Source organism: Myxococcus sp. SDU36 (genome assembly GCF_030168875.1).
GTDB classification, from domain to species: domain Bacteria; phylum Myxococcota; class Myxococcia; order Myxococcales; family Myxococcaceae; genus Myxococcus; species Myxococcus vastator.
Genome location: NZ_CP077414.1, coordinates 8,769,089 through 8,792,217, shown reverse-complemented (window position 1 = coordinate 8,792,217; position 23,129 = coordinate 8,769,089). Strand labels below are relative to the sequence as shown.

General features: G+C 69.0%; 15 protein-coding genes and 1 pseudogene. 8 read left to right on the top strand and 8 right to left on the bottom strand.

Translation table 11 applies throughout. The features are described from left to right. Positions 1 to 229: 229 nt before the first annotated feature. Positions 230 to 2,311, bottom strand: a complete 2,082-nt coding sequence (locus tag KGD87_RS35805; protein ID WP_284665390.1) for a lipoxygenase family protein — start codon at positions 2,309 to 2,311, stop codon at positions 230 to 232. A gap of 191 nt (positions 2,312 to 2,502) precedes the next feature. On the opposite strand from KGD87_RS35805, the gene KGD87_RS35800 reads away from it, so the two are divergent. The 3 genes from KGD87_RS35800 to KGD87_RS35790 are packed head-to-tail and all read left to right on the top strand — an operon-like array spanning position 2,503 to position 6,829. After that, entirely contained in the window at positions 2,503 to 4,530 is a 2,028-nt protein-coding gene (locus KGD87_RS35800) for a lipoxygenase family protein (RefSeq protein WP_284665389.1), read from the top strand. Between the two features lie 20 nt (positions 4,531 to 4,550). Continuing rightward, positions 4,551 to 5,987 (top strand): cytochrome P450, encoded by a 1,437-nt coding sequence (locus KGD87_RS35795; RefSeq protein ID WP_284665388.1) that lies wholly within the window; start codon positions 4,551 to 4,553, stop codon positions 5,985 to 5,987. Further along, positions 5,984 to 6,829: a fatty acid desaturase family protein gene (locus tag KGD87_RS35790; RefSeq protein WP_284665387.1), complete on the top strand. Its 846-nt coding sequence runs from the start codon at positions 5,984 to 5,986 to the stop codon at positions 6,827 to 6,829. Before KGD87_RS35795 ends, KGD87_RS35790 begins: the two co-directional genes overlap by 4 nt. A gap of 396 nt (positions 6,830 to 7,225) precedes the next feature. Here KGD87_RS35790 and KGD87_RS35785 read toward each other — a convergent pair whose 3' ends face one another. Further along, complete coding sequence (locus KGD87_RS35785) at positions 7,226 to 8,578, bottom strand: IS1182 family transposase (protein WP_284665386.1); 1,353 nt, start codon at positions 8,576 to 8,578, stop codon at positions 7,226 to 7,228. A gap of 187 nt (positions 8,579 to 8,765) precedes the next feature. Here KGD87_RS35785 and KGD87_RS35780 point away from each other — a divergent pair, with 187 nt between their 5' ends. Beyond that, a complete protein-coding gene (locus KGD87_RS35780; RefSeq protein ID WP_284665385.1) occupies positions 8,766 to 9,626 on the top strand; it encodes an IS5 family transposase in 861 nt (286 codons plus the stop codon). A 687-nt stretch (positions 9,627 to 10,313) separates the two neighbouring features. Here the strand turns inward: KGD87_RS35780 and KGD87_RS35775 are convergent. Next, positions 10,314 to 11,725 (bottom strand): IS3 family transposase gene (locus tag KGD87_RS35775; protein ID WP_502887984.1). Its coding sequence is split into 2 segments (ribosomal slippage): positions 10,314 to 11,365 and positions 11,365 to 11,725, totalling 1,413 coding nucleotides; the frame shifts between segments, so codons are not numbered across the junction. Positions 11,726 to 11,913: 188 nt separating this feature from the next. Here KGD87_RS35775 and KGD87_RS37125 point away from each other — a divergent pair. Next, a pseudogene (locus tag KGD87_RS37125) lies at positions 11,914 to 12,051 on the top strand (IS66 family transposase); the annotation flags it as partial. Positions 12,052 to 12,290: 239 nt separating this feature from the next. On the opposite strand, the gene KGD87_RS35765 reads toward KGD87_RS37125, so the two are convergent. The 4 genes from KGD87_RS35765 to KGD87_RS35750 all read right to left on the bottom strand — a co-directional run bounded on the left by KGD87_RS35765 (position 12,291) and on the right by KGD87_RS35750 (position 18,060). Then, positions 12,291 to 14,420 (bottom strand): sensor histidine kinase, encoded by a 2,130-nt coding sequence (locus tag KGD87_RS35765; protein ID WP_284665383.1) that lies wholly within the window; start codon positions 14,418 to 14,420, stop codon positions 12,291 to 12,293. 660 nt (positions 14,421 to 15,080) lie between these two features. Beyond that, on the bottom strand, positions 15,081 to 16,466 hold the full coding sequence (locus tag KGD87_RS35760; protein WP_284665382.1) for a hypothetical protein: 1,386 nt from the start codon (positions 16,464 to 16,466) through the stop codon (positions 15,081 to 15,083). A gap of 308 nt (positions 16,467 to 16,774) precedes the next feature. After that, complete coding sequence (locus KGD87_RS35755) at positions 16,775 to 17,518, bottom strand: hypothetical protein (protein WP_284665381.1); 744 nt, start codon at positions 17,516 to 17,518, stop codon at positions 16,775 to 16,777. 17 nt (positions 17,519 to 17,535) lie between these two features. Further along, on the bottom strand, positions 17,536 to 18,060 hold the full coding sequence (locus tag KGD87_RS35750; protein ID WP_284668735.1) for an RNA polymerase sigma factor: 525 nt from the start codon (positions 18,058 to 18,060) through the stop codon (positions 17,536 to 17,538). Positions 18,061 to 18,281: 221 nt separating this feature from the next. Between KGD87_RS35750 and KGD87_RS35745 the strand changes: the two genes are divergently transcribed. Genes KGD87_RS35745 through KGD87_RS35735 form a run of 3 tightly spaced genes read left to right on the top strand, consistent with a single transcriptional unit; the run spans position 18,282 to position 21,309 of the window. Beyond that, the gene (locus KGD87_RS35745; RefSeq protein WP_284665380.1) at positions 18,282 to 19,535 is read left to right on the top strand and encodes a caspase family protein; all 1,254 of its coding nucleotides are present in this window, start codon (positions 18,282 to 18,284) and stop codon (positions 19,533 to 19,535) included. Beyond that, positions 19,532 to 20,305 carry a hypothetical protein gene (locus tag KGD87_RS35740; RefSeq protein WP_284665379.1) on the top strand — a complete coding sequence of 258 codons (774 nt, stop codon included), beginning with the start codon at positions 19,532 to 19,534 and terminating at the stop codon, positions 20,303 to 20,305. Before KGD87_RS35745 ends, KGD87_RS35740 begins: the two co-directional genes overlap by 4 nt. Further along, on the top strand, positions 20,302 to 21,309 hold the full coding sequence (locus KGD87_RS35735) for an Ig domain-containing protein (protein ID WP_284665378.1): 1,008 nt from the start codon (positions 20,302 to 20,304) through the stop codon (positions 21,307 to 21,309). The genes KGD87_RS35740 and KGD87_RS35735 overlap by 4 nt, the downstream gene beginning before the upstream one ends. A 695-nt stretch (positions 21,310 to 22,004) precedes the next feature. Here the strand turns inward: KGD87_RS35735 and KGD87_RS35730 are convergent. Next, on the bottom strand, positions 22,005 to 22,550 hold the full coding sequence (locus KGD87_RS35730; RefSeq protein WP_284665377.1) for an imm11 family protein: 546 nt from the start codon (positions 22,548 to 22,550) through the stop codon (positions 22,005 to 22,007). Positions 22,551 to 23,129 lie beyond the last annotated feature (579 nt).

The following is a 23,129-nucleotide window of genomic DNA, read 5'->3' as shown; positions in this document are numbered from 1 at the left end:
CCTGGTAGCATCGACAAGAAGTCCATCTTCCCAGCAACCGAGTTAACGGGTCTCCCACGACCGGTCGATAGTCATCGGCATGGCTATCTCGCCGCAGAGCAATCGGCGCACGCACGCATGTGCCCCTCCGAGAAGCCATGCGAGAGGCGCTCTCGACGGTGCGGCCGCAGGGCGCAGCGGCTGGGTTCGCGCACTGCGGCTACCCGCCTCAATCGCGATGCACGCCGTGTTAGATATTGATGCGGGAGCTGACGGCGCGGATGTCCATCCCCAACGCGGAGAACTCGGCGGAGTGGGCGCGCAGGAGCTCCACGAAGCGGGGATGCACGTCCGCCTCCTCGTTCGCCAGCAGGAAGCCGTAGCTCGTCTTCGAGAGCATCCACGAGATCCACAGCATCTCCGTGGCCTCCTCCGGAGGCGGCGCGACGTCATGGTCCGCCTCCGTCGACAGCGCGCCCGCCTTGCCCCAGCGCAGGCCCAGGCACGCGTAGAGCACCTCGCCCGCGTCGTCCCATTGGAGGTTGTTGGCCCAGGCATGGCGGAATGTCGCGAAGTAGATGACGTACCGGCACAGCTGCTTGAGCGCCTCCATCTCTCCGGGCTGGGGCGCGTCCGTCCGGGTCACCGCGCTGACGGCCTTGGCGTGGGTCGCGGCGAGCTTCGCGTCCAGGTCCATGCGCTCGGAGCGCACGAACCACGGCGCCGCCCTTCCCGGCACCGTCGCGCGCAGGTAGCGGCACACGAAGGCGGGCGCCGAGTGCGCCACCAGGTCGTCCGAGAAGCGCCGCACCTCGCTCCACTGCGCCTCCAACGCCGCGCCGTGCTCCGCGAAGAAGGCATCCACGTGCTCCCCTAACAGCCGCCAGAACAGGCCCGCCGCGCGTGCGTAGCGGTGCGACTCGCAGATGGGCGGCGCGGGCGCGAAGCCCTTCCAGTCGTAGCTGCCCATCAGGTGCAACAGCCGCGTCTCCACGCTGCGCTCGGTGAGCGCGCTGGCGCGGGTGATGTAGCCGGTGGGTCCCACGAGGAAGCCGTTGGCGGAGTGGTTGATGAGGACCACCTCCCGCAGGTGCGGCATGAGCAGCCAGCGCAGCGGACTGCGGCGCAGATTGCGGTGCGCGGCGATGGCGTACTGCTCCACGTTGAAGTGGCACTGCCCCAGGTGGTTGCCCAACTCCGTCTCCAGCGTCGCGCTCACCCGCGCCATCCGCTTGGCGGCCTCCCAGGCCTCGCCGTCCGCGGGCGTGTAGCTCCGCCGCGTCACGGGAGCGCCCGGCGCCGTCGCGCCCGGCTCACGCATGCCCAGGATGATGCGCGCCGGCAACAGCCGCCCCTCCACCAACCGCAGCCGCACGTCCACGTCCGGCAGGCAGTGGACGCCGTCCTGCTCGTAAGCGTTCCACGGGAAGTAGAGCCGGAACGCCTCCGGGTCGCCGGGGGCCTCCGGGTCTCCATCCATGAGGGTGGAGAACATGCCGTTGAGCAGCCGCTCTCCGAAGAAGGCGTCGGTGCGCGTGGAGCCCGGCGACTCGCGCTCCATCCGCACCGTCATCGCCTCCGGATAGTCCGCCTGAATCCTGTCCAGGGTCGGCGCCTGCCCCAACCGACCCTGGAGCAGGTGGCGGCGCTTGACGAGCTCGATGGGCGCCACCGCCTTCAGCATCGCCAGCGCGCGCCCCGGCGCGTAGGCCGTGGGCGGAGTCCCCTCCTCCGTGACAAGCAACCGGGCCAGCGGCGTCGTGGGGTCGTACTCCCAGTAAGGCAGCCGCAACGTGCCGAAGTCGTAGTGGAGCCCACCATGGTCATCCGGCCCCTTCTCTGAGCCGATGCGGCGCCATGCCTCCACCACGCGCCCATCCGGGCGGAAGCTGTGCTGCGGCTCGAAGAAGCGCACCTCCAGGTCGGGCAGGTCCTTCACGCCCGCGTCGGCCGGGTCATAGCGAATAGAAAAACACCCATCCGAGTCCGTGAACCCCTGCCCCAGGAAGTCATCCGGCGTGCCGAAGTCCCGGTCCCACAGCTCCACCTTGATGTGATGCAGGGGAATGGGGCCCTGGGGCCCGTCCTGCTCGAAGATCAGTCGCCCGACCGCGACGGCTGGCAGCGTGGTGGGCTCCCTCGCTGGACGGACAGCCCGGACGCGCGGTGCGAGCTCGCGGCTGATGGCCAGACGCTCCTCGAGCGCGAGCCCCGAGTACCACCGGGACAGCTCCTCCACGTCGAGCACCTCGTTGCTTCCGCTCTCGCGTCCTTTGCCGCCGAGAGAGCCCATCCATCGGCGCAGCCCCGCGAACATCATGCCCGTCCCCATGCCGCAGGCGCGCCCGTCCCAACGTCTGTCATCAGCCTCACCTCTCCGGGTCACACTCGCGCTCACGTCAGACGCTTGTTCAATGCGTTCGTGCGCTGAGCGACGCCGGCTTCATTCCCAGGGGAGGGTACCACGACTTGAGGTCCTACTTTTCTCGTTCTACGGTCTGCGCCCGCTACGCAGAGGGTTCCATGACTGTCGAGTACAAACTCACGATTCGGACGGGCACGAAGCTCGGCGCGGGGACGGATGCGAACATTTCCATCGTCCTCGTGGGCACGCGAGGAGAGAGCGCCCCCCGCGTGCTGGACAAGCACTTCCACAACGACTTCGAGGCGGGCGCGGAGGACGTATACGCCCTCTCCTCCGAGGACCTCGGTGACCTGGTCCTGTTGCGCTTCAGCAACGCGGGCGGCGTGGCGGCCGACTGGCTGCTCGACTGGGCAACCGTCACGGCCGGAGAGAAGCAGTGGCGCTTCCCCTTCTACCGGTGGGTGCTGGGTGGCGCCACGGTAGACGTGCTTGAGGGGACCGCGAAGCTCGCGCGCCAGGCAGGCAGCGAGCGCGAGTCCACTGCGCGGCGAGAGCTGCTCGAGGCCCGCCAACGGATGTACCCGTGGCGCGCGCCCGAGGCGACCGAGGGGCTTCCCGGCGCGCTCGACATCAGCGAGGCGCGGCCCCTGCCGAAGGACGAGCTCTACCGGGGCCTGACGGAGGGCAGCTACGAAGTGGTCATCGCCAAGACGCTGGCGGCCATCAAGCTGAACCTGCCCATGCTGACCCGCGCCTGGAACGGGCTGGTGGACATCTTCGACTTCTTCAAACACCTGGAGGTGCCCCAGCTCGCCCAGCGATGGAAGGACGACCTTGAGTTCGCGCGGCAGGCCATCCAGGGCATCGCCCCCCTCCACATCACGCTCGTCCCCGGTCTGCCGCAGGGCATGCAGCTCACCGACGACGACGTCCGGGGCCTCTTGTCGCCCGGCACCACGCTGGCCAGGGCGCTCGACGCCAAGCGCATCTTCCTGCTCGACTTCGAAATCCTCGACGACATCAGGATGTACCGGAAGGTCGGCGAGGACGGCGTCGAGGAGCGGCGCTGGGCTCCCGCGGCGCGCTGCCTGCTGTACCTGGATGACCAGCGTCAGCTGCGGCCCCTGGCCATCCAGCTCGGGCGGGACGCCCAGAAGGACCCCGTCTTCACGCCGAACGACGAAGCGTACGACTGGCTCGCCGCGAAAATCTACCTCCGGTGCAGCGAGGGCAACGCGCACCAGATGGTGACGCACGCGCTGCGCACACACTTCGTGGCGGAGCCGTTCGTCATGGCGACGATGCGCAACCTGCCGGACCCGCACCCCGTCTACAAGCTGCTGCGGCGGCACTTCCGCTACACGCTCGCCATCAACGAGGGCGCACGCAAGGGCCTGCTCGACGCGGGCGCGGTGTTCGACGACTTCATCGCGACGGGCGGCCCCGACAAGGGCCACCTCCAACTGGGCAAGAAGGGCTTCCAGCGCTGGACACTGGCGGACAACAAGCCCCGTCAGGACCTCGAGCGGCGGGGTGTGCTGGACCCGGCCGTGCTCCCCAACTATCCCTACCGCGACGACGCCCTGCCCTTGTGGGATGTACTCGAGGAGTGCGTCGGCGGCGTCCTCAGGCACTTTTACCGGACCAATGCCGACCTCGAGGCCGACACCGAGATGCAGCAATGGTGGAAGGACCTCACCGAGCACGGGCTGCCCGCGGACAAGCTGCCGTGCCGAGAGTTGCGCAGGGTCGACGACCTGATCGACATCCTCACCACCGTCCTCTTCACGGTCAGCGTGCAGCACGCCGCGGTGAACTACCTGCAGTACGAGCACTACGCCTTCGTGCCGAACGCCCCCCTGTCCATGCGCCGGGAGCCCCCCCGGCAGAAGGGAACGCTGCGTGCCGAGGACATCCCCGAGATGATTCCCACCAAGTCCCAGATGCTCTGGCAGGTCGCCATCGGCCGGGCACTCTCCAGCTTCGGAGACGACGAGGAGTACCTGCTGCACGAGGGCGGCTGGCGCGAGGAGTACTTCCAGGAACCGGAAATGGTGGCCATTCGCAAGCGGTTCCAGGAGCGCCTGCGCGCCCAGCGCGAGGCGGTGGAGGCGCGCAACGCGGGCGCCGAGGTGCCCTACACCGTCCTGCGGCCCGACCGGATTCCCTGCGGCATCACCGTCTGAGCCCCTGAAGACACGCGCCCATGCCCAACCTGCTCTCTCGTGGTCTCTTCAACCTGTTCTTCGGCGGCCGACGCAAGCCCCTGGAACGCCTGCCGGGGCCCCCGCCGGGGATTCTGGGCAACATCGGCGACTTCCTCGGCACCCAGCCATGGGACGCCTGCGCCCACTACGCGCGCACCTACGGCCCCATCGCCGTCACCTGGCTGGGGCCCAGCCCCGCGCTGGTGCTCAATGACCCCGCCCTCATCCACGAGGTGCTCGAGACGCGCCGGCTGGAGTTCGAGAAGGGGAACATCGGCGACCAGATTCGCCACTCCGTCACGGACGACACGCCCTTCATCGCCCAACAGGGTGAGGACTGGGCTCGCAAGCACGCCATGGATCCGCTCGCCCAGCCGTGGACTCCCGCCTGGCAGGCGGCCCAGGTGGAGCCCCTGCGTGTGGCCATCCTCGAGTCGGTGGAGACGCTGCTCCAGCAGCCGTCCATCGACCTGACGCTCACGCTGCGCAAGCTGACGTTCGACGCGTTCTGCGTGGCCACGGTGGGCGAGAAGCTCCCCACGTCCGTGTACGACGACTTCATGCTCCTGGCGACGGCGGCCGACGCGCGCATCCAGGCCAAGCTGCCGTTGAAGTTCGTCTCGCCCCCCAATGGCTTCGCGGCCGCGAAGGAGCGCTTCTACGGCCTGTTCCTGGCCAAGGTGCGCACGGCCAGGAAGGCCCCGGCGCCGCACCGCGTGGACCTGATGTCGTGGACGCTGCGCGAGATGCCCCAGCTCGATGACCTGGTGCACGCGAACCTGCTCGGCGGGTTCTTCTTCGGCGGCGTGTTCTCCTCGAGCACCACCCTGGTGGGCGCCTTCCATCAGCTGAACAAGTACCCCGCCACCGAGGAGCGGCTGGCGCTGGAGTCCGCCGCGCTGGCGCAGGGGCCGCTCACCCTGGAGCGCCTGAAGGACGCGCCCTGGGGCGAGGCCGTGGCCTACGAGGCCCTGCGAATCCTGCCCGCGGTGCGCGTCTTCCTGCGCCGCACGCCGCCCACGCCGACGCGGTTGGCGGAAGTCACGCTGCCGCCGGGCACGACGCTCATGATTTCCAACCAGCACCTGCACCGGGACCCGAGCCACTGGACGGACCCGGAGACGTTCGCCCCGGAGCGCTGGCTCAACGGGGGCGCGGCCCGGAATCCGCTCGGCAGCGGCCACTTCTTCCCCTTCGGCCGGGGTCCTCGCGCCTGCGTGGCCGGGGACTTCGCCATGGTGTTCCTGCGCACGGCCCTGGCCACCCTCTCCGCCCGCGCGCGCGTCCACGTCGACTCGATGGAGCCCTTTGAGGAGGGCTTCTTCTTCGGCGTGGTGCGGCCCCAGGGTGTCACGGGCAAGCTCGTCCCGCGCCAGAGGCAAACCCTTCACCCTCCCACGGGAGCCCGTCCCACCGCCGCAGTGGAATCCGCATGACCTTGTTCCGACATCCCCGAGACCGCATCCCCGTCCTGCTGTTCACCCTGGTGTTCGCCATGGACCTGACGGTCTTCTTCACGGCGCGAAGCTGGTGGTTCCCCATCCTCTGGCTCGCCCTGGGAGTGATTCCCAAGGGGTGGATCAGCGCGTGGAACCACCACCACCAGCATGTGCCCATGTTCCGTCATGCGCTGCCCAACCGACTCCTGGAGGTCATCTTCGGCTTCCAGACGGGCGTGACGTCCCATGCGTGGTTCCTGCACCACGTGCTGGGCCACCACCGAAACTACCTGGACCAGGCCCAGGACGAATCGGGGTGGAAGCGCCGCGACGGGTCCACCATGGGCGAGGTGGAGTACTCCGTCTTCAACACGCTCGTCGCCTATCCCCGCGCCTTCCGCGTGGGCCGCTCACATCCCAAGGTGATGCGCGTCTTCCTGGCCATGGGCGCGCTCCAGGTGGCACTGCTCGGCGTGCTGTTCTGGCACGACTGGTACAACGCCCTCTGGGTGTTCCTGCTGCCCATGGCGGTGTCGCTCTACGCCACCGTCTGGGCCACCTACTTCCACCACGTGGGGCTGGAAGCGACGGAGCACCCCCACGCCTCGTACAACATCCTGCACAAGGGCTACAACCTGATGACCGGCAACCTGGGCTACCACACCGCGCACCACGCGAAGCACGGGCTGCACTGGTCTCAACTGCCCGAGCTTCACGCGAAGCTCGCCCAGGACATTCCGGCCACGCACTACCGGCAGCCGGGCATCCCCTTCGTGTGGACCAACCCGGAGGCGAAAATCGAGCCGGCCGAGGCGGAGTTCGGGGCCATCACCCAATAATAAGCTGACGCCGGGCACGGTGTACGAGGTGCTGTGCCTACCCGAAATCCGGGTGCTGCGTCATGCGTGGGCCAAGGCGAGCGGGCGCGGCGCATAGGGGGCCGCCGAGTTCCTGTAGCGGCGAAGAAGGGGTGGAGCGGGGAGGCGGCCTCGGGGCGTACCAGGCTGCCGCTGCGCGCGGCCGGCTCGGCGCCCCCCCGAAGCGGGGACGCAGGCCGGACCCGTGTGCCTACCCAAAATTCGGTCGCTGCGTCATGAGTGCGTCAAAGCTGCGTCAAAACGCGCGTCATGACGTGAGCGATGCGCATGACGACCCGCTAGGAGTGTGTAGCGGTAGTGGGGTTGGGAGCGAGACCGGACGAGAGACGTCGGTCCGCCGCTGGGTCCGGCAGACTACTACGCCGCCGTCATGCGGAAGAGCTTGAGGAGGTTGTGGGTGGCGCAGATGAGGGCCCACTCCTCCCGGGCGGCCTTCAGGCCTCGTCGCAGCAGGGCACGGATGCCGCGGGCCTCTTTGATTTGGCCGAAGACGGGTTCCACAATCGCCTTGCGCATCCGGTACACCTCCTTGCCTCGCTTCGTCGCCAGCTTCCGGGCCATCCGCTCCTTCGGGGTGAGTCCCGAGGGCGGACGGCCTCTGACTTTCGGTGGCGCTTCTCCATGCTTCTGGCGGCCGGTGGCGAGGTATGGCTCGACGCCCACCGACTCCAGCCAGCGGACGTTCTTCGCCGAGAAGTAGCCCGCGTCCGCGCTCAGCTTGCCCGGCACCTCCTCGAGGTGAGCGACCACCCGGTCCACCAGCGCCGGCAGGTGCTCGGCGTCCGGAGGCTGGTTGGTGAGGGCCTGGGCGACAATCACCTGGTGCGCCGAGTCCACCGCCGCCTGCGCGTTGTAGGCCTGCTCGAAGCTTGCGCCCTTCTTCATGATTCGGCTGTCGGCGTCCGTGAAGTTGCGCTGCGCCTTCGGCGTCGGCTTGCCCTCCGCCGTGTGGGGCACGGTGTGGCTGGGCAAGTCCTGGACGGACGGGGGCGCGTCGTCGTCATCATCCTTGCGTTTGCCTGCCTCCGTGGCGGCCTTCGCCTCTGCCTCCAGGGCCCGCCGGGCCTCCTGGATTCGCTGCAGTCGCGACTGCGCCCGCCGCAACTCCTCGGGAAGCTCGTCGCCTCGCTTGCCCTTGCCGTGGCGGGCGTCCTCTTCCGCGTCGACGGCCTCCGCCTGGGCCAGCAGGTGCCGCACCTGCTCGCGCAGCTTCGCTTCCTCCTGCTGCATCCGCTCGTAGCTCATCGCCTTGTGCTTGCTGGCGTTCGCCTTCAGCTTCGTGCCGTCCAGCGCCACGTGCCCCAGCTTCACCAGCCCCGCCCTCGCGCACAGCTTCAGCATCTGCACGAAGAGGCTCTCGAAGTGCGCCCCGTGCCGACGCCGAAACTCCGAAATCCTCGAGTGGTCCGGGGACTGGTTCGCCGCCAGCACGCGGAAGGCCACGTCCTCCTGCGTCTTCCTCTCAATCTTCCGAGAAGACGTCACCCCGGTGCAGTACGCGTACAGCAGCAGCGCCACCATCATCTTCGGCTCGTACGGCGGGTAGCCTCGCAGCTCCTTCTCGTACGACTCGTAAATGGGCCCCAAGTCCAGCTCCTCCACCACCTCCAGCACGAATCGCGCGAGGTGGTGCTCCGGCAGCCAGTCCAGCAGCGACGGCGGCAGCAGGAAGGCCTGCTGCACATTCCAGGGGCGGAACTTCTTGCTCATGCCCGGCATTCACCACGCGGGCCTCCCTTCGGGCAAGCCCCACCGCGATTACCGCGACACGCTCCTAGCAGGCTGCTGAAAAACTCCGGTACGGGATCGACCTTCCGCACCGGGGCATGCTCTCATTCCGACCTGGAGGGTAGCAAGTGTTCGAGGAGATGTCAGGGGTCAGTCGAGCTTCAGTCTGGTGCAGCCGGCGCAGCGGGTGCCGCAAGGCCACCCCATTCGGCGCGTCAAGGCGCTGGCGGATGCCCAGCTCGCGGCGCTCTCACCCGTCTTCGACGCCATGTACTCGGGCAAGGGGCGGCCGAGCATTCCTCCCGAGGTGCTGCTCAAGGCGTGCCTGCTCATCGCGCTCTACAGCGTGCGCAGCGAGCGGCAGTTCTGCGAGCGGCTGGAGTACGACCTGCTCTTCCGCTTCTTCCTGGACATGGGGCTGGACGAGCCGGGTTTCGATGCGTCTAGCTTCGCGAAGAATAAGCAGCGGCTGCTGAAGGCCGACGTGGCGCGGCGCTTCTTCGAGGGCGTGGTGGGGCAGGCCAAGGGCCAGGGGTTGATTTCGGCTGAGCACTTCACCGTGGACGGCACGCTCATCGAGGCGTGGGCCGGGGTGAAATCCTTCAAGAAAAAGGGCGGCCAGGACGAGGAGCCGCCAAACGACAAGGGCAACCCCACCGTCAACTTCCACGGCGAGAAGCGAAGCAACCCCACGCACGAGTCGACGACGGACCCAGAGTCGAGGCTGGCGCGCAAAGGAGGTAACGGCGCGAAGCTCTCCTACTCGGCCAGCGTGTTGATGGAGAACCGCACCGGACTGGTAGCGGACATCACGGTGGAACTGGCCACGGGCGAGGCGGAGTGGACAGGTGCGCTCAAGATGCTCGACCGGCAGAAGCAGAACGGGCTGACGCCCACGACGCTGGGGGCGGACGCCGGTTACGACGTGCAGCGCTTCGTGGACGCCACGCGGGAGCGAGGCATTACGCCGCACGTGGCCCAGACGCGCGATGTGCGCCGGGCCCTGTTGATGGTCTCCAGGAAGCGCTGATTCCTGGTCATGGGCGACCAGGAGTTCGGGCGGGCAGCGCCGCCAGCGCGGGCCCAGTCGGGTGCGCGCCAGGGTGGTGTGGCGGAGGAAGGGACTGGCGCGTCCGCAGGACGTGCACGCAGGAAGGGACGGTGGCGCATACTCAGGGGGCCTCGCTGCGCTCGGCTCCGCGGCCACCTGCGTGGTGGCCTGGACCGGCGTGGGCGACACCGTCACCTCCAGGGCCCCTGGCGGGGGAGCCTGATTCGTCACTTTCTGCCGTCGCCTCCGGTACGCAGCCTGGCGCTCCGCGTGCGCATGCCGGCCGTCTCGGGTGCGCTGGTAGCGCCGCCCGGCCGCACGCACCGACTCCGCCCGCGCCAGCACCCCGCACCTGCGCCCGCAGTAGCGCTGCCCTCTGTCACACCGGCTGCACAGCTGGAACAGCCGCCGGCACTCCGGCCGTCCGCACACCACCAGACGCAACGACTCCACGCACACCTTCCCGTGCGCGCGCCGACTTCTGGCGCTGCGCCCTGGAGTGCGCTACCCCTCCCTCACCGGCTCGCCCCTCTCGCACACCAGGGCGCGCCCCCAGGAAGGCCCTCCAGGTGTCGCTGGTGGGCCTTCTGACTTTCTGGACACGCGCTGCCCTGGACTCCACCGGCCGGAACCTGTCAACGCGAGTGAGACAGTGAGTTCGAGAGATTACTGCGTAGCATCCTGTGAGGCAGAGAGCCGCGCGGGGTCATTTATCCAGACGATGGTTGGCGGGGCCTTCGGCACGGGTACACCGCGAGGGAAGCGCTCAGGGTGAGCGGCGTAGGCAGCGGCGAGCACGGCAGCGCGGGCCGCGAGGCGCTCGGCCGCCAGGCCGTGGTGCACGTCGTAGGGCGTCAGCAGGCCGAGGCCGCCGTGGTGGTGCTCATTGTTGTACCAGCCGAAGAAGTCACCTGAGTGGCCGCGAGCGTCCTGGATGCAGCCGAAGCACTCGGGAAAGTCGGGCTGGTACTTCATCGTCTTGAAGTGGGCCTCGCTGAAGGGGTTGTCGTTGGAGACGTAGGGCCGCGAGTGCGTCTTCGTCACGCCCAAATCGGCCATCAGCAGGGCCACCGGCTTGGACGTCATGGAGGAGCCCCGGTCGGCATGAATCGTCAACTGGCCGGGCACCACGCCTTGGCGCTCGCACGTCTGCGCCAGCAGCTTCTTGGCCAGGGTGGCTGACTCGCGGTGGGCCACCATCCACCCGACGACGTAGCGGCTGAAGACGTCCATGACGACGTAGAGGTAGAAGTACGTCCACTTCGACGGGCCGTGCAGCTTCGTTATGTCCCAGCTCCAGAGTTCATTGGGCTTCGTTGCGTGAAGCTGAGGCACCGGGTGGTTGGGGTGGCGCAGCTGGTCGCGGCGCTCGCGCACCTCCTGATTCTCGGCGAGCACCCGGTACATGGTGCGCTCCGAGCACAGGTAGCGCCCCTCATCGAGGAGCTGCGCGTAGACTTCCGCGGGCGCGGCATCCACGAATCTCGGCTCGTGCAGCACCGCGAGCACCTCGGCTCGCTGCTCGGGCGACAGGGCCCGCGGCTGAGGGCCTCTGCGCACCGGCCCGTGTAGGGGCCGAGCCTGCCGGTAGAAAGTGGCGCGCGGCAGGCCCAGTGCCTGGCACACCGGCGCCACGCCCAGTGCGTCGACAGCCTCCAGTGCCACGGCCATCAGGGCGTCTCGCCGGGCATGGGCAGCTCCACTCCCAGGATTTCCGATACTTTTTTTTGGAGGTCCAGCAGGGCCTCGGCGCGCTTGAGGCGCACCTGGGCCCGCGCCAACTCCCTCTCGAGCTCGGCCACGCGTCGGGCACTCGCGTCGGGCACCTTCGCTGGCGGCCCTCGCTTCTTCGGGCTGCGGGCCGACAGCTCTCCCGCGTCGCGCTGACGTCGCCACGCGCTCAGCAGGGAGGAGTACAGCCCCTCGCGGCGCAGCAGCGCCCCGACTTCACCTGGCTGCGTGCAGCGCTCTGCCTCCGCCAGCACTCGCAGCTTGTACTCCGCTGTGAATCCTCGGCGCCTGGCCTTCTCCACCACCTCGGTCTCCCGGACTCGAGTCTCTTCCACCACTGGATTCATCGTTCCTGCCTGGGTCGCCCTGCACACTAAACTACCGGGTACGAACTGTCTCACTCACGTTGGCAGAGAGGGGGCGCGCTTCCCTCTCCTCAACTTTTCGGCCGCTCCCAGCGCTGCACCGGCCGCGCAGTTTCCGAACTCCTGGTCGCCCATGACCAGGAATCAGCGCTTCCTGGAGACCATCAACAGTGGTGGTGTTCCACATCGCGCGAAGCCGCGGTGGCAAGGTGGCCAAAGCCCTGCTGGGGGAGGACTTCCTGGGCATCCTCACCACGGACAGATGGGGCGGGTATGACGGGTATGACAAGGGCCTGCGCCAACTCTGCGCTTCGTTGAGCGCATCTTCACCGCGGTCACCTCGCTCAAACTGCAAGAGCGGGGCGTGCTGGACTTCCTCACGGACACGCTGCGCACGCACCGCCGGAGCCTGCCGCCCCCCCCTCTCTGCTTCCCCTTGCGGAGGCACCTCAGCCCGCGCACGCAGCATGAGTCGGTGAACGATTACGATAAATGACCCCCGCGCGGCTCTCTGCCGCACAGGAAGCTGCGCAGTAATCTCTCGAACTCACTGTCTCACTCGCCTTGACAGGTTCGGCCCGGAGAGGAGCGGCACGGGCCGCGCCGACTCCGGCAGGGTGACTGTGAATGTCGTCCCCTCTCCCGGGAGGCTCCGCACCGCAATGCGGCCCCCATGCGCTTCGACGATTCTCCGACTCAGGTACAGCCCGAGGCTCACCACGCCTGTGTAGCCAGTGGCTCCCGGCGGAATCGGTTCGTAGAAAGGCTCGAACACATGGAGTTGGCGTTCGGGCGGGATGCTCGGTCCGTGGTCGCGCACCGAGAAGACCACCTCCCCATCAACATGCTTGGCCGTCACGTCGATGGGCTCTCCGGGATGCGAATAGCGGATGGCGTGCTCAAGCAACTCGGCCACGACCTCCTCGATGCGCTGGCGGTCGGCCTCCACATGGAGGGGGCGCGTGGCCTCAACCCGAATCGGAGCTTCGCGGGCCCACCGGCCCCCTCCCGCCTGCGCCTCCACCAGCGCTCCGAGGTCGAAGCGCTGGTACTCCAACTTGGGAGGCCCGGAAGCCATCTGCACGACGGCGAGAAGGTGCTCCACCAGCCGGGCCAGCCGCCGGGTGTTCCGGTCGAGAGCCATGAAGCCCCGCTGGTGTTGCTCGGAGAGGGAGCCCTTGCGCAGCAGCAATTGGGCCCAGGTCTGGATGGCGGTGACGGGCGTCTTCAGTTCGTGAGCAGCCGCCGACATGAACTCCTCGCGCAGCCGCAGGGCCTCGCGAAGCTCCTGGAACAGACGAGCCTTCTCGAGGGCCACTGCGAACAGGTGCCCCACGGCGGCGTGGAAGTCCTGCTCCCAGCGGGAGAGCGCTCGGGGCTCCCGGGTGTAGTAGCTCATCACCCCCACCAGGCGCTCGTCCGCGTGAAGCGGAATGGACACCACGCCGCGCGCGTGTTCCGCCGTCGCCAGGAGGCTGGTGCTTGTCGGGGTGCCAAGTGCGGTCGAATCCTCGATGACCTGGAGCTGGTCGGTCCGGGCCGCCGAGGCGGTGAGGTAGGGAGCATCGAAGGAGAGGCAGCGAAGGGCGTCCACCGTGAGCGGGGACAGGCCGAAACTGGCAAGCATCGTCAGCTCGCGGCGCTCCGGGTGGGCCAGCCACAGCCCCACGCCGTCCGCCCCCAGGCCCAGGCGACTCTCCGCGATAATCACCCCGGCGATGCGCTCGAGTTCCACCTCGCTGACCAGGACCTGCCCGATGCGGGCAAGGGCCTGCTCCCGGCCGAGGAGTCGGTCGCGCTCCTGCTCGGCCCGCATACGCTCGGTGATGTCGCGCCCTAAGACGACGAAGCTCTTGCGTCGCCCGTCCGGGTAGAAGAGGGGCACCTTGAGCACGTCGAAGTAGCGCGTCGTGCCGTCCGGCCGGGGCACCACCTCCTCCACGTGCGCGAGCCGGCCCACCGCCCAGGTGCGCTGGTCCGTCTCGTAGCAGTTGAGGAGCGCCTCCCGATAGAAGTCGGTGAAGGCCGACAGCTGCGCATCCGTCTTCCCCCGATAATCCACTCCCTCCAGTTGGAAGAGCTGCCGCGCCGCCGGGTTCATTTCCAGCAGCCGTCCCTCTCCGTCCTTGAGGAAGATAGGGTCCGGCGAGGACTCAATGAGGGTGCGCAGCCGCTCTTCGCTGGCGCGGAGCTCCTCCTCGCTGCGCGTGCGCTCGGTGATGTCCTGGAGCGTTCCCACCATACGCACCGGCCGCTCCCTTTCCCGAAGAATTTCCCCTTCGGTGTGGACGAAGCGCTCCGAGCCATCCGGACGGACGATGCGGTGGTCGAGGCAATAGTGATGGCGGCCGGCTCGCGCCTCCTTCAGGGCGTCCTCCACCGCGGACCGGCCCTCAGGGTGAATGAAGCCGAGGAAGGCATCAAGACTGCCCTCCCGCGAGCGGGGGGCCAGACCGAAGATGCGGTAGAGCTCGTCCGACCAGCGCTGCCGCCCCGTCTTCAGGTCCCAATCCCAACTACCCACATGGGCGATGGCTTGCGCGCGCGCCAGGCCCTCCTCGCTCCTGCGCAGCGCTTCCACCTCTCTCCGCTGCCGGGCCCCCTGCGCGTTCCGGGCATGGGAGAAGATGACGGAGAAGCGGGTCAGTATTCGCGGCAGCAGAAGGACCCTCAGCATCACATATTCCCCCTCGTGGCCACTCGCCGGTGGAAAGACTCCCGTGTCCAGCCGCCCACCCCACCGGGCCAACAGCAGCCACCATGCTTGCCATTGACAGGAGGCAGACAAGGAGGACCAACAGCAACTCGCGGGTGCTGTGACAACCGAGATGCACGCAAACCAAATCCTCGCCGAACTCGCCAGGGCAGCCGCCGAGTGCAGCGGACGATGCGCTGACAGACACATGAAGCGGGAGTGGCCGGGAGGCACGCGCCCTTTAAGTAAAAGAATGTAGGCCCGCCCAGCAGAAAGCCCGTCCCCGAACACGACCATGAGCTACGGCGCTCGCTCGACGGGCTGTTGCGAGGCCCTGGGCAGCAGCCCTCCCCGCCTATAGGGGCCCACACCTGGACGGCGGCGCGTCCACCCGCGATGCCATGGCAGAGGCGTCCATTCCCCCAAGTGCCCGCCGGAGATGCCCCCCCTCACGGCGGGCGCCAGGGACCGGAACCTCACGGCGGCGCAACCAACAGGCCCGATGTCATGTGGGGCACCGCCTCCAGGGCGTGCTGGTCCAGCTTCACCAAGCCTCAGCCGAACAGCTCCCGGTCCAGCAGGGGCACCGGGAGCGACGCTGGCATCGTGTTCAGGGCGCGGACACCCGGCGGGACCCCCGGCTCAATTCAGCAGGAAGGAGCCCTCGGCGATGATGAGGAGCTCTGCGGCCGGGGCCGCATTGGCGCCGAACTGCGAGAGCGCCTGGGCCTGAGCCCGCACCGCCGTGTGATAGGTGCTGAAGGCATTCACCACGGTGTTCGCGAGGGCGGTGGTGTTGATGTTGCCGGCGACCCCCGCCAGTTCCACCGCCAGCCCCAGCGACGAGTCCAGCGCGGCGCTGGCCTGGGTCGCGGCATCGATGGAGCCCCGGAGGGCCGCCTCGTTGGAGGCATTCACCCCCAGGTGCGTGCCCAGCACGGAGGCAGACACGTTGCTACTGGACGCGAGCGCCACGGAGTAGCTCGCCCACGCCTGCGCCGCAGCGCTGGCGTTGGTAGCGCTGGCGAGGCTGGCGCGGAGGCTGCCGGCCGCCGTGCGCGCCTTCGCCAGCGTCGTGTCCGTGGCATTGGCGCCCTGGAGGATGGCCTCCACGGCCGCCTCGGCGGCGTACGCCTCCAGCGACGCGGCCGAGCGAATCGCCGCGTCCGCCGTGGCCGCGCTGCCAGCCGTGGACAGCCGAGCCTCCACGGTGGCGCGGAAGGCGGCGCTGGCCGCGCGCTCACCTTCGGCCTCCTCCTCCTCGTCCAGTTCCGGCGTGGCCGCGCGCAGGGCCGCGAAGAACTCCGCGTAGGTGTCCGCTGCGGACTTCGTTCCGGTATCCAGCGCCGCGTCCAGCGCAGCGGAGGCCTGCAGCGACGCATTGAACAGCGCGTCCTGGCTGGTGGTGAAACCCGCCTCCGCGTACGCCTGAACCTCCGCCTCCTGCGCCGCGCGCACCGCCGTAGCAAGCGTGCCCACCGTCTCCTGGGCCCGCGCGTCTGACTCGGCCGCCACCGCGCGCGCCATCTCCGTGTTGATGCGGCTGCGCAGGTCCACCGTGTCCACGGACTCCACCGAGGCACCGTCCTTCACCATGCGGACGAAGACCTCCGCCTCCAGCGAGGACTCACTGCTCATGGGCGGCGCGGTGCGCGAGTCCTGCCCCTCCGGGGTGGCATCCAGCAGGGCGGAGGCCACCACCTTGCCCGAGCCGTCCACTGCCTCCAGCACCACGCGCTTGCTGTCTGGCGGCAGTTCCAGGGTGTAGGCACCGTTGGCCTCCAGCGACGCCTCGGCGAGGACGGTGAGGTTGCCGCCACTGCCCACGCTGCTGGCCTTCACGCGCGAGGCCGCCGCCACGGTGCCCTCGCCGCCCAGCGCGGGAGTACCTTCGCCCAGGCCCTGCTGCTGCTGGCCGTAGGTGTCGGTGACACGGCCCTTCACCTTGACGGTGTCCTCGCCACACGCCGTCAACATCAGGGTCATCAGAGAGCCCAACAAGGTGTTTCGCGTAAGAGTTGTCTTCATGTTTCACTGACTCCTGTGCCGGGAGCGGCTGGGGATCGGTTCGTGAGAAGACTCCATCGCGCGGCCAGGTCCCGGTTGCAGCAGGCGGGAGGCCGGGCCCTCTCCCCCCCGCGGCCTGCCCGTCACGACGGATCCGGCATGTATTGCGCGTGCGACGGACGGCTGGATCTTCTTTTTTCGGAATGGCCTACCCCCCTGCGCTCGCGGTGCGGAACGGGCACGGCGCTCCCACATGGAGCGCCCCATCGGGGCGCTCGACATGCGCCTGCCGCCACCGCCGAGGCGGTTCAGCGCCCCTCACAATTGCCTCAGCGAGGGGTCAGCGTCACTCGCGTCTCCGCCAGTGGCCGCCCCTGCGCGTCGGTGAAGCGCGCTCGCACCTCGAGCGCACCCGACAGCCACCCGCCCTGCACCGGCGTGCTGTACGGCAGGGGAACATCTACCCCGGGCGCGATCTCCGCCGCCGTTCCCTCCCGTGGGAAGAACCGCAGCGGCTCGCCGGAAGGAGACGCCGCCTCCAACCGCAGTCGCGCCGCCTGCGGCGCCGTGTAGCTGAACTGGACCGCGCTCCCCTCCGGGCAGGCCAGCGCCCCTCCGGGCCGGGCCTCCGAGACCACCTGCCCCGCCGGGCCGATGCAGAAGGCTCTCACCCCGTACGCCGAGCCCGCCGCGCCCGAGCGCGCCTGCCACTCCTCGGGCTGAGACTGCTGGCGCATCATGGCCGGCACCACCAGCATCACCAGCACGGCGGCCACGGCGAAGCCGAGCGAGGCCCCCATCCAGGGACGGAACGTGAAGCGCTCGGGCGCGGCGGCCCGCGTGGGGGACTTCGCCGGCACCGAACCCGCGCGCAGACGGGCAAACAGGTGGTCCTCCAACAGCGCCTGCCGCCGCTCGGGAAGAACGCGTTTCTCCAGCGACGACTCCACTCGCGCCAGCCGGTCATACGCCTCGCGGCAGCTCGCGCAGGTGGCCGCGTGCGCACGCAGCCGGGTGAACCCGTCCCGGTCCAGCTCGCCGCGGAAGAGCGCCTCCAGCGCCTGCTTCGCCATTCTGTCCGCGCACTCTGTCATCGGTCGCCTCGCCGTCTGAAGAAGCTCCAACCCCGTACCTCCAGCCCCTGCAGATAGCCGCGGGTCTGGAGGAAGCCCAGCAGCCGCGTCTTGATGCGGTGCTCCCGCCGCCGCACCTGAATGCGCGTTAGCCCCATCCGGCTCGCCGCCGCCTCCTGCGACAGCTCCTCGCCGAAGCGCAGCTCGAACAGCCGCCGCTCCTCCTGGGACAGCCCCTCCTTGAAGCCCGCCAGCAGCGCCTCCACCTCCCGGTCCTCCAGCACCTGCGACAGCCCCTCCTCCTGTCCCGTCTCCTCAAAGGGCTCCAGCCCCACCGCCACCTCGCGAAGCCGCGCCTGCTCCAGAAGCACGTTGCGGGCAATCCCCATCAGGAAGTACCCGTACGGCCGCGCCCCGTCGTAGGCGGCCCGCGTCCGGGGCTCGAAGGCCCGAGCGAAGGTCTCCAGCAGGACGTTCTCCAGCTCCATTGCGCTCCTCAGGTGAGCAAACGGCCCGCCTCGCCAGGCGGCAGCTCTCAACATGCGTGCGAGTCCCTCCGCGTTCGCGCGGTACACCTCCGCCATGGCTTCCGGACTTCCTTCCCGGAAACGGCGCAACATGTCGTCATCCCACTCCATCCGTCACCGACTTGCCGCGCTGTGCGGCCGACGTCACTCCATCTTGATGGGAGGTCGCCCGAGTGGATTGCGCATGTCAACTCGTGGCAGTCTTCAATCCGCTGCGGCTCATTGTCCCCTCCCGAATGAGACGACCTCTCCGTGCTACCCTGGCCCTGTGGGCCGCGCTGCTCGCGACCGCGAGCGCCGCGACCGAGCGCCCCAGCTACGCCCTCATCATCGCTCACAACGGAGGCATGGACCGCTCGCAGGTCCCCTTGCGTTATGCGGACGATGATGGCGCCCGCTACCACGAGCTGTTGACCCCCCGCGTGACCGAAGCGGTGCTGCTGAGCGTCCTGGACGAGGAGACCCAGGTGCTCCACCCCGGGCTGGCCGCGAAGGCGCGCCCGCCCACCCGCGCTGCCCTCGAGGAGGCGCTCGCAGGGCTGAACGCCCGCATGGCGGAGGACCGGGCCCGGGGCGACCGTCCGGTGCTGTACTTCGTGTTCACCGGCCACGGGAAGCGAGGCCCCGCGGGCGAGGGGGCGGTGAGCCTGTTGGACGGCCCCTTCACGCGCACGGAGCTGTTCGAAAAGGTGCTGGCACCCAGCAAGGCGTCCATCGTCCACCTCATCGTGGACGCGTGCGACTCCTACTACTTCGTCCACTCGCGGGGCGCGCTGCCGGTGGGACCCGCGCACCCGGAGGCGGTGAAGGGCCTCCTGGCGACGCGGGAGCTGGAGCGCTACCCGCAGGTGGGCGTGGTGCTGTCCACCTCCACCGAGCAGGAGAGCCATGAGTGGAGCGCCATCCGCTCGGGCATCTTCAGCCACCTGGTGCGCTCGGCGCTCACCGGCGCGGCGGACGTCAACGCGGACGGACGGGTGGAGTACTCGGAGCTGCAGGCCTTCGTTGCCGCCGCCAGCCAGGGCGCGGAGGACGTGCGCGGCAAGCTGGCGGCATTCGTCCGGCCGCCTGCGCTGGACCGCTCGGCGCCGTTGGCGGACCTGGGCGCGCGCGCGTCCGTGGGCTACCTCCTGGTCCCCACCGGCATCGAGGGCCGGCTGTGGGTGGAGGACTCGCGCGGAGTGCGGGTCACCGAATTCAACAAGGAGCGGGAGAAGCCGCTGGTGGCGGCACTGCCCACCGGGCGCGGCTATTTCCTGCGCGCCGTCGGGCGTGAGGTGGCCTTCCGCTTCGAGCGGACCGGCGAGGTGGTGGACGCCGGTGGCCTCACCTGGCGCGAGACGTCGCTCGCCGCCCGCGGAGCGGTGGAAGACGCGTTGCGAGAGCGGCTCTTCTCGGTGCCCTTTGGCTCGCGCTTCTACCGTGGCTACGTGGCCAGCCTGGCGCTGCCACCCGTGGCGCCCGAGGAAGGTCCGGACTTCTCGCCATGAGTGTCCTGGCTCTGGCACTGTCCCTCTCGCTCACGCAGGCGGCGGCCGCGCCTTGCGCGGGAGAGCGGGTGGTGCTCGTTCCGTTCTCGCCCGTGGCGCTCTCCCGTGCCGAGACGCGCGTGCTGGAGGACACCGTGCGGCGTGCGGTGGCGGGCACGCCCGGCGTCTGCCTGGAGTCCCGCGCGGAGACGGTGGCGCGGCTGAAGGCGCTGAGGCCCACGGCGGCCTCGTGCGAGGGCGCGGCGTGCCTGGCCGCCAAGGGAGTGGCGCCCGGAGCGGCGTGGCTCCTCAGGGGCATCGCGCTGGGCGTGGGCGGTGCGCGCAGCGTGATGCTCACCCTGGGAGACTCACGGGGCTGGGAGTGGCGCGGCTCGTTCCAGCTCCCCACCGCGCGGGCGGATCCCGGCGAGGTCGAGCCACACGCCCGTCAGACCTTTGGAGCATTGTGGCGGGTGCGGCCCTCGGTGGCGAAAGGCTCGGCGGGGGCGCGGGTGGAGCAGCCCGCATCGATGTGGCCCAAGGTGCTGCTGGTGGCCGGTGGCGCCGCGCTCGCAGCGGGTGTGACCCTGGGCGTGGCGGCGAGCCGCGCGGAGTCCCGCCTGTCGCAGGGAAACGCAGGCTGTGCTGGGCAGGGCGAGGTGTTCCGCGACTGCCTTGAGGGGAAGCTGAGATCGGGACGGAGGCAGGCCACTGCGGCCAATGTGTTGCTGGGTTCCGGCGCGCTGCTGGGCGCGGGCGGTGCCCTCTTCCTGGTGTGGGAGCTGCCATGAGGCGGGCCCTGGCGCCCCTGCTGGCACTGCTGCTGGGGGCCGCGTGTTCCTTCTCGCCGGACCTGTCGCGCTTTCCTCCCTGCGAGGAGGCCGGGGTGTGCCCCGCAGGCTGGACGTGCCTGGCCTCGGAGGCGCACTGCGTTCCCGATTGCGGGGCGCAGGGGGCCTGCCCCGCCCCGGTCGGGGACGCAGGGACGGCGCTGTCGCTGGACCCGGACAGCCTCCCGGTCGGGCTGGAGGGCACGGCGTACAGCGGCACCCTGAAGGCCCGGGGAGGAACGCCTCCGTACTCCTTCACCGCCACGTCGACGCTGCCCGCGGGGCTCACGCTCAACCCGGAGGGCGTGCTGTCCGGCACCCCGGCCATGGACGGGGAATTCTTCCTCGCCATCCGGGTGAAGGACCAGAGCGCGGCGCAGGCGAGCGGTAGCATCCCCCTGCGCATCAACCAGAAGCTGCGGCTGGCGGGGCCGGGCGTCCTCGCCGACGCGGCGATTGACAGCGCCTATGTGGAGCGCATCTCCGCCACGGGCGGGCAGGAACCCTACCGCTTCAGCCTTGCCACGGGCAGCGCACTCCCCCCGGGGCTGAGCCTCGCCAGCAATGGCGAGGTGATGGGGAGCGCCTCGGGCCAGCCGGCCGTCACGAGGTTCACCGTGCAGGTGACGGACAGCGGCTCACCGTCCCAGGAGAGCACGCGAGAGCTGGCGCTTGAGACGGTGGCCCCGGAGCTCTTGGGGGTGCGCATCATGACCCGGTCCATGCCGGACGCGCGCTCGGGGACGCGCTATAGCTACACGCTGCGCAGCTACAATGGAACGCAGTGGTCGCTGAACGGCGCACTGCCTCCGGGCCTCATGTTCCATGAGACCGAGGGTGTCATCTCCGGCACACCCCAGGCTCCCCCCGAGCCCAGGAGGTACTCCTTCTACATCATCCGGTCGAACGGGCCGGCGGGGAGCGTGGACCGCGAGGTGTCCATTCGGGTGGATGAAGGGCCATGAGGCGGAGGGCCCGGCGACCGCGCCGCGCGGCAGCCGTGCCTATCTCAATTTCAGTCGCTGCGTCATGGGCGCGTCGAGGCCCAATTGAGTAGGGCTTCAAGGAACGTTGGCGAGGCTCACAGGGACGGCAAGCTTCCGCAGCGGCGAAGCGAGTTCGAACCACCGAGGTCCCCCTACGCTATCCCCCGCCCCCAAGCGGCTGAGCGCTCATGACGGAGGGAGCGCCAGGCCGGTTTCGACGACCACCAGCCCGCCGAGGACGGCTGCGTGCCCCGGCAACCAGCGCCGCGGCACTCACGACCAGTGCTTCGCCCCCGAGCCCCTGTGCACCGCGAAGCCGTGCGATATCCACCCGCCTCGATGATTGTGGGTGGAAAGCTGACAGCGACCCTTCGCCATGACAGCGGGCACACAGGAAGTAGAGTTCGCGGAGGTTCGATCGGCCCCCGACTGAAGGGCGCCAGCAGCCCTCCTCCGCCTCTTCGCCGGGCACTTGCCCCTCCGCGTCAGGCAGACGGCCCACCCCTCAATCGGCTCCTGAGATCATCCCAGAGTGCCAAGACTCCGCAGAGCGCTCGCCCTTCGTCGAGCTGCCGGACCCCACACGGGAGGTCAGCCCCAGACGCCCCGGGCCCGACGCCCCTCGCTGGACGGTCACGGCCGCGTAGCCCTCCGCAGCAGCAGTACCACTCGGGCTAGACCTCCTCGAACTCCGCCCCAGTGACGCTCGCGCGCTCCATCGCCGTCTTGATGTCCTCGAAGACAATGAGCACGCCGGTCCATCCCCAGGTGCGGAACACTTTCACGTCGCCCACCTTCGCGGGGTCAATCCTCATCCCGTAGACGCTTCGGTACTTGCCGAGCTTATCGGGGCGCTCATCCTCTGGCTTCCAATACATCACTTCTTCCGATGCCTCGTCGTCGATGCACCGCACCAGCCGTGTCGCCACGAGAATGAGGTACTCGTCGAGGTAGCCTTTGATATCCACGGGAATCAGTTGCACGTCATTGGGGGACAGCGCCGCGAAGATGGGGGCCACCTTGACATGGACAACGGAAGTCAGACTGGCGCCTGCGGCGTTGTAGTCCAACCGCCTTCCAGGCTCGTCGATGGGAATCCATAGGGGGCCGGACACGCGTGCGGATCGTCCTGATGTGAACTCCCTCCAGTCCTCCATCTCGTGGCCCTGCTTGTCCAACGGCTCGTCCAAGTACCATATCCCGTCCAGCAACGCGGGCATGAGTCTGGAGAATCGCGATTGATTCGACATGGTGTGTTGCGCAGTGTCCTGACTTGCCCAGCGTCACGAGCTTGTGGGGTGCCGGGCCTGGGGCATGGATTTCCACGGTGATGCTGCGCAGGTCAACTGCGCCTACGCGCAGGCCCGTCGCGGATCCACGCTCCTGCATTCCATCCGTCTGCAAGCCACTCGTCCTCGTGCCTCGTGACGGGATGGTGCTTCACCTACCGCTGATCGCCGCAGGCCCGTTTGACTGGCACCTTGGATGGCCGGGCAACGAGGTCCTCGGCCATCTGCGCCATCACCTTCAGGGACGCGGCGTAGGCAGCAGCTCACTGCAAGCTCACCGGCATAAAAACGCACTGTGCCTGTTGCGCGCAGCCGGGAAACCTGATGCCGCGCGCAGCCGAACCGGACGCCTCTCGCGCAAGTTGTCGCCGCTGGCGTCTGGATGAGCCATTTCCACCGACATCACCGGGCTCCAGAGGACCATCGGTGAAATCAGAGCAGTTTCCCCCAGGCCGACAGCGCGCCGAGGCCGCGTTGAATCACGCATCGGCGTGAACCCCGGCTCGACGC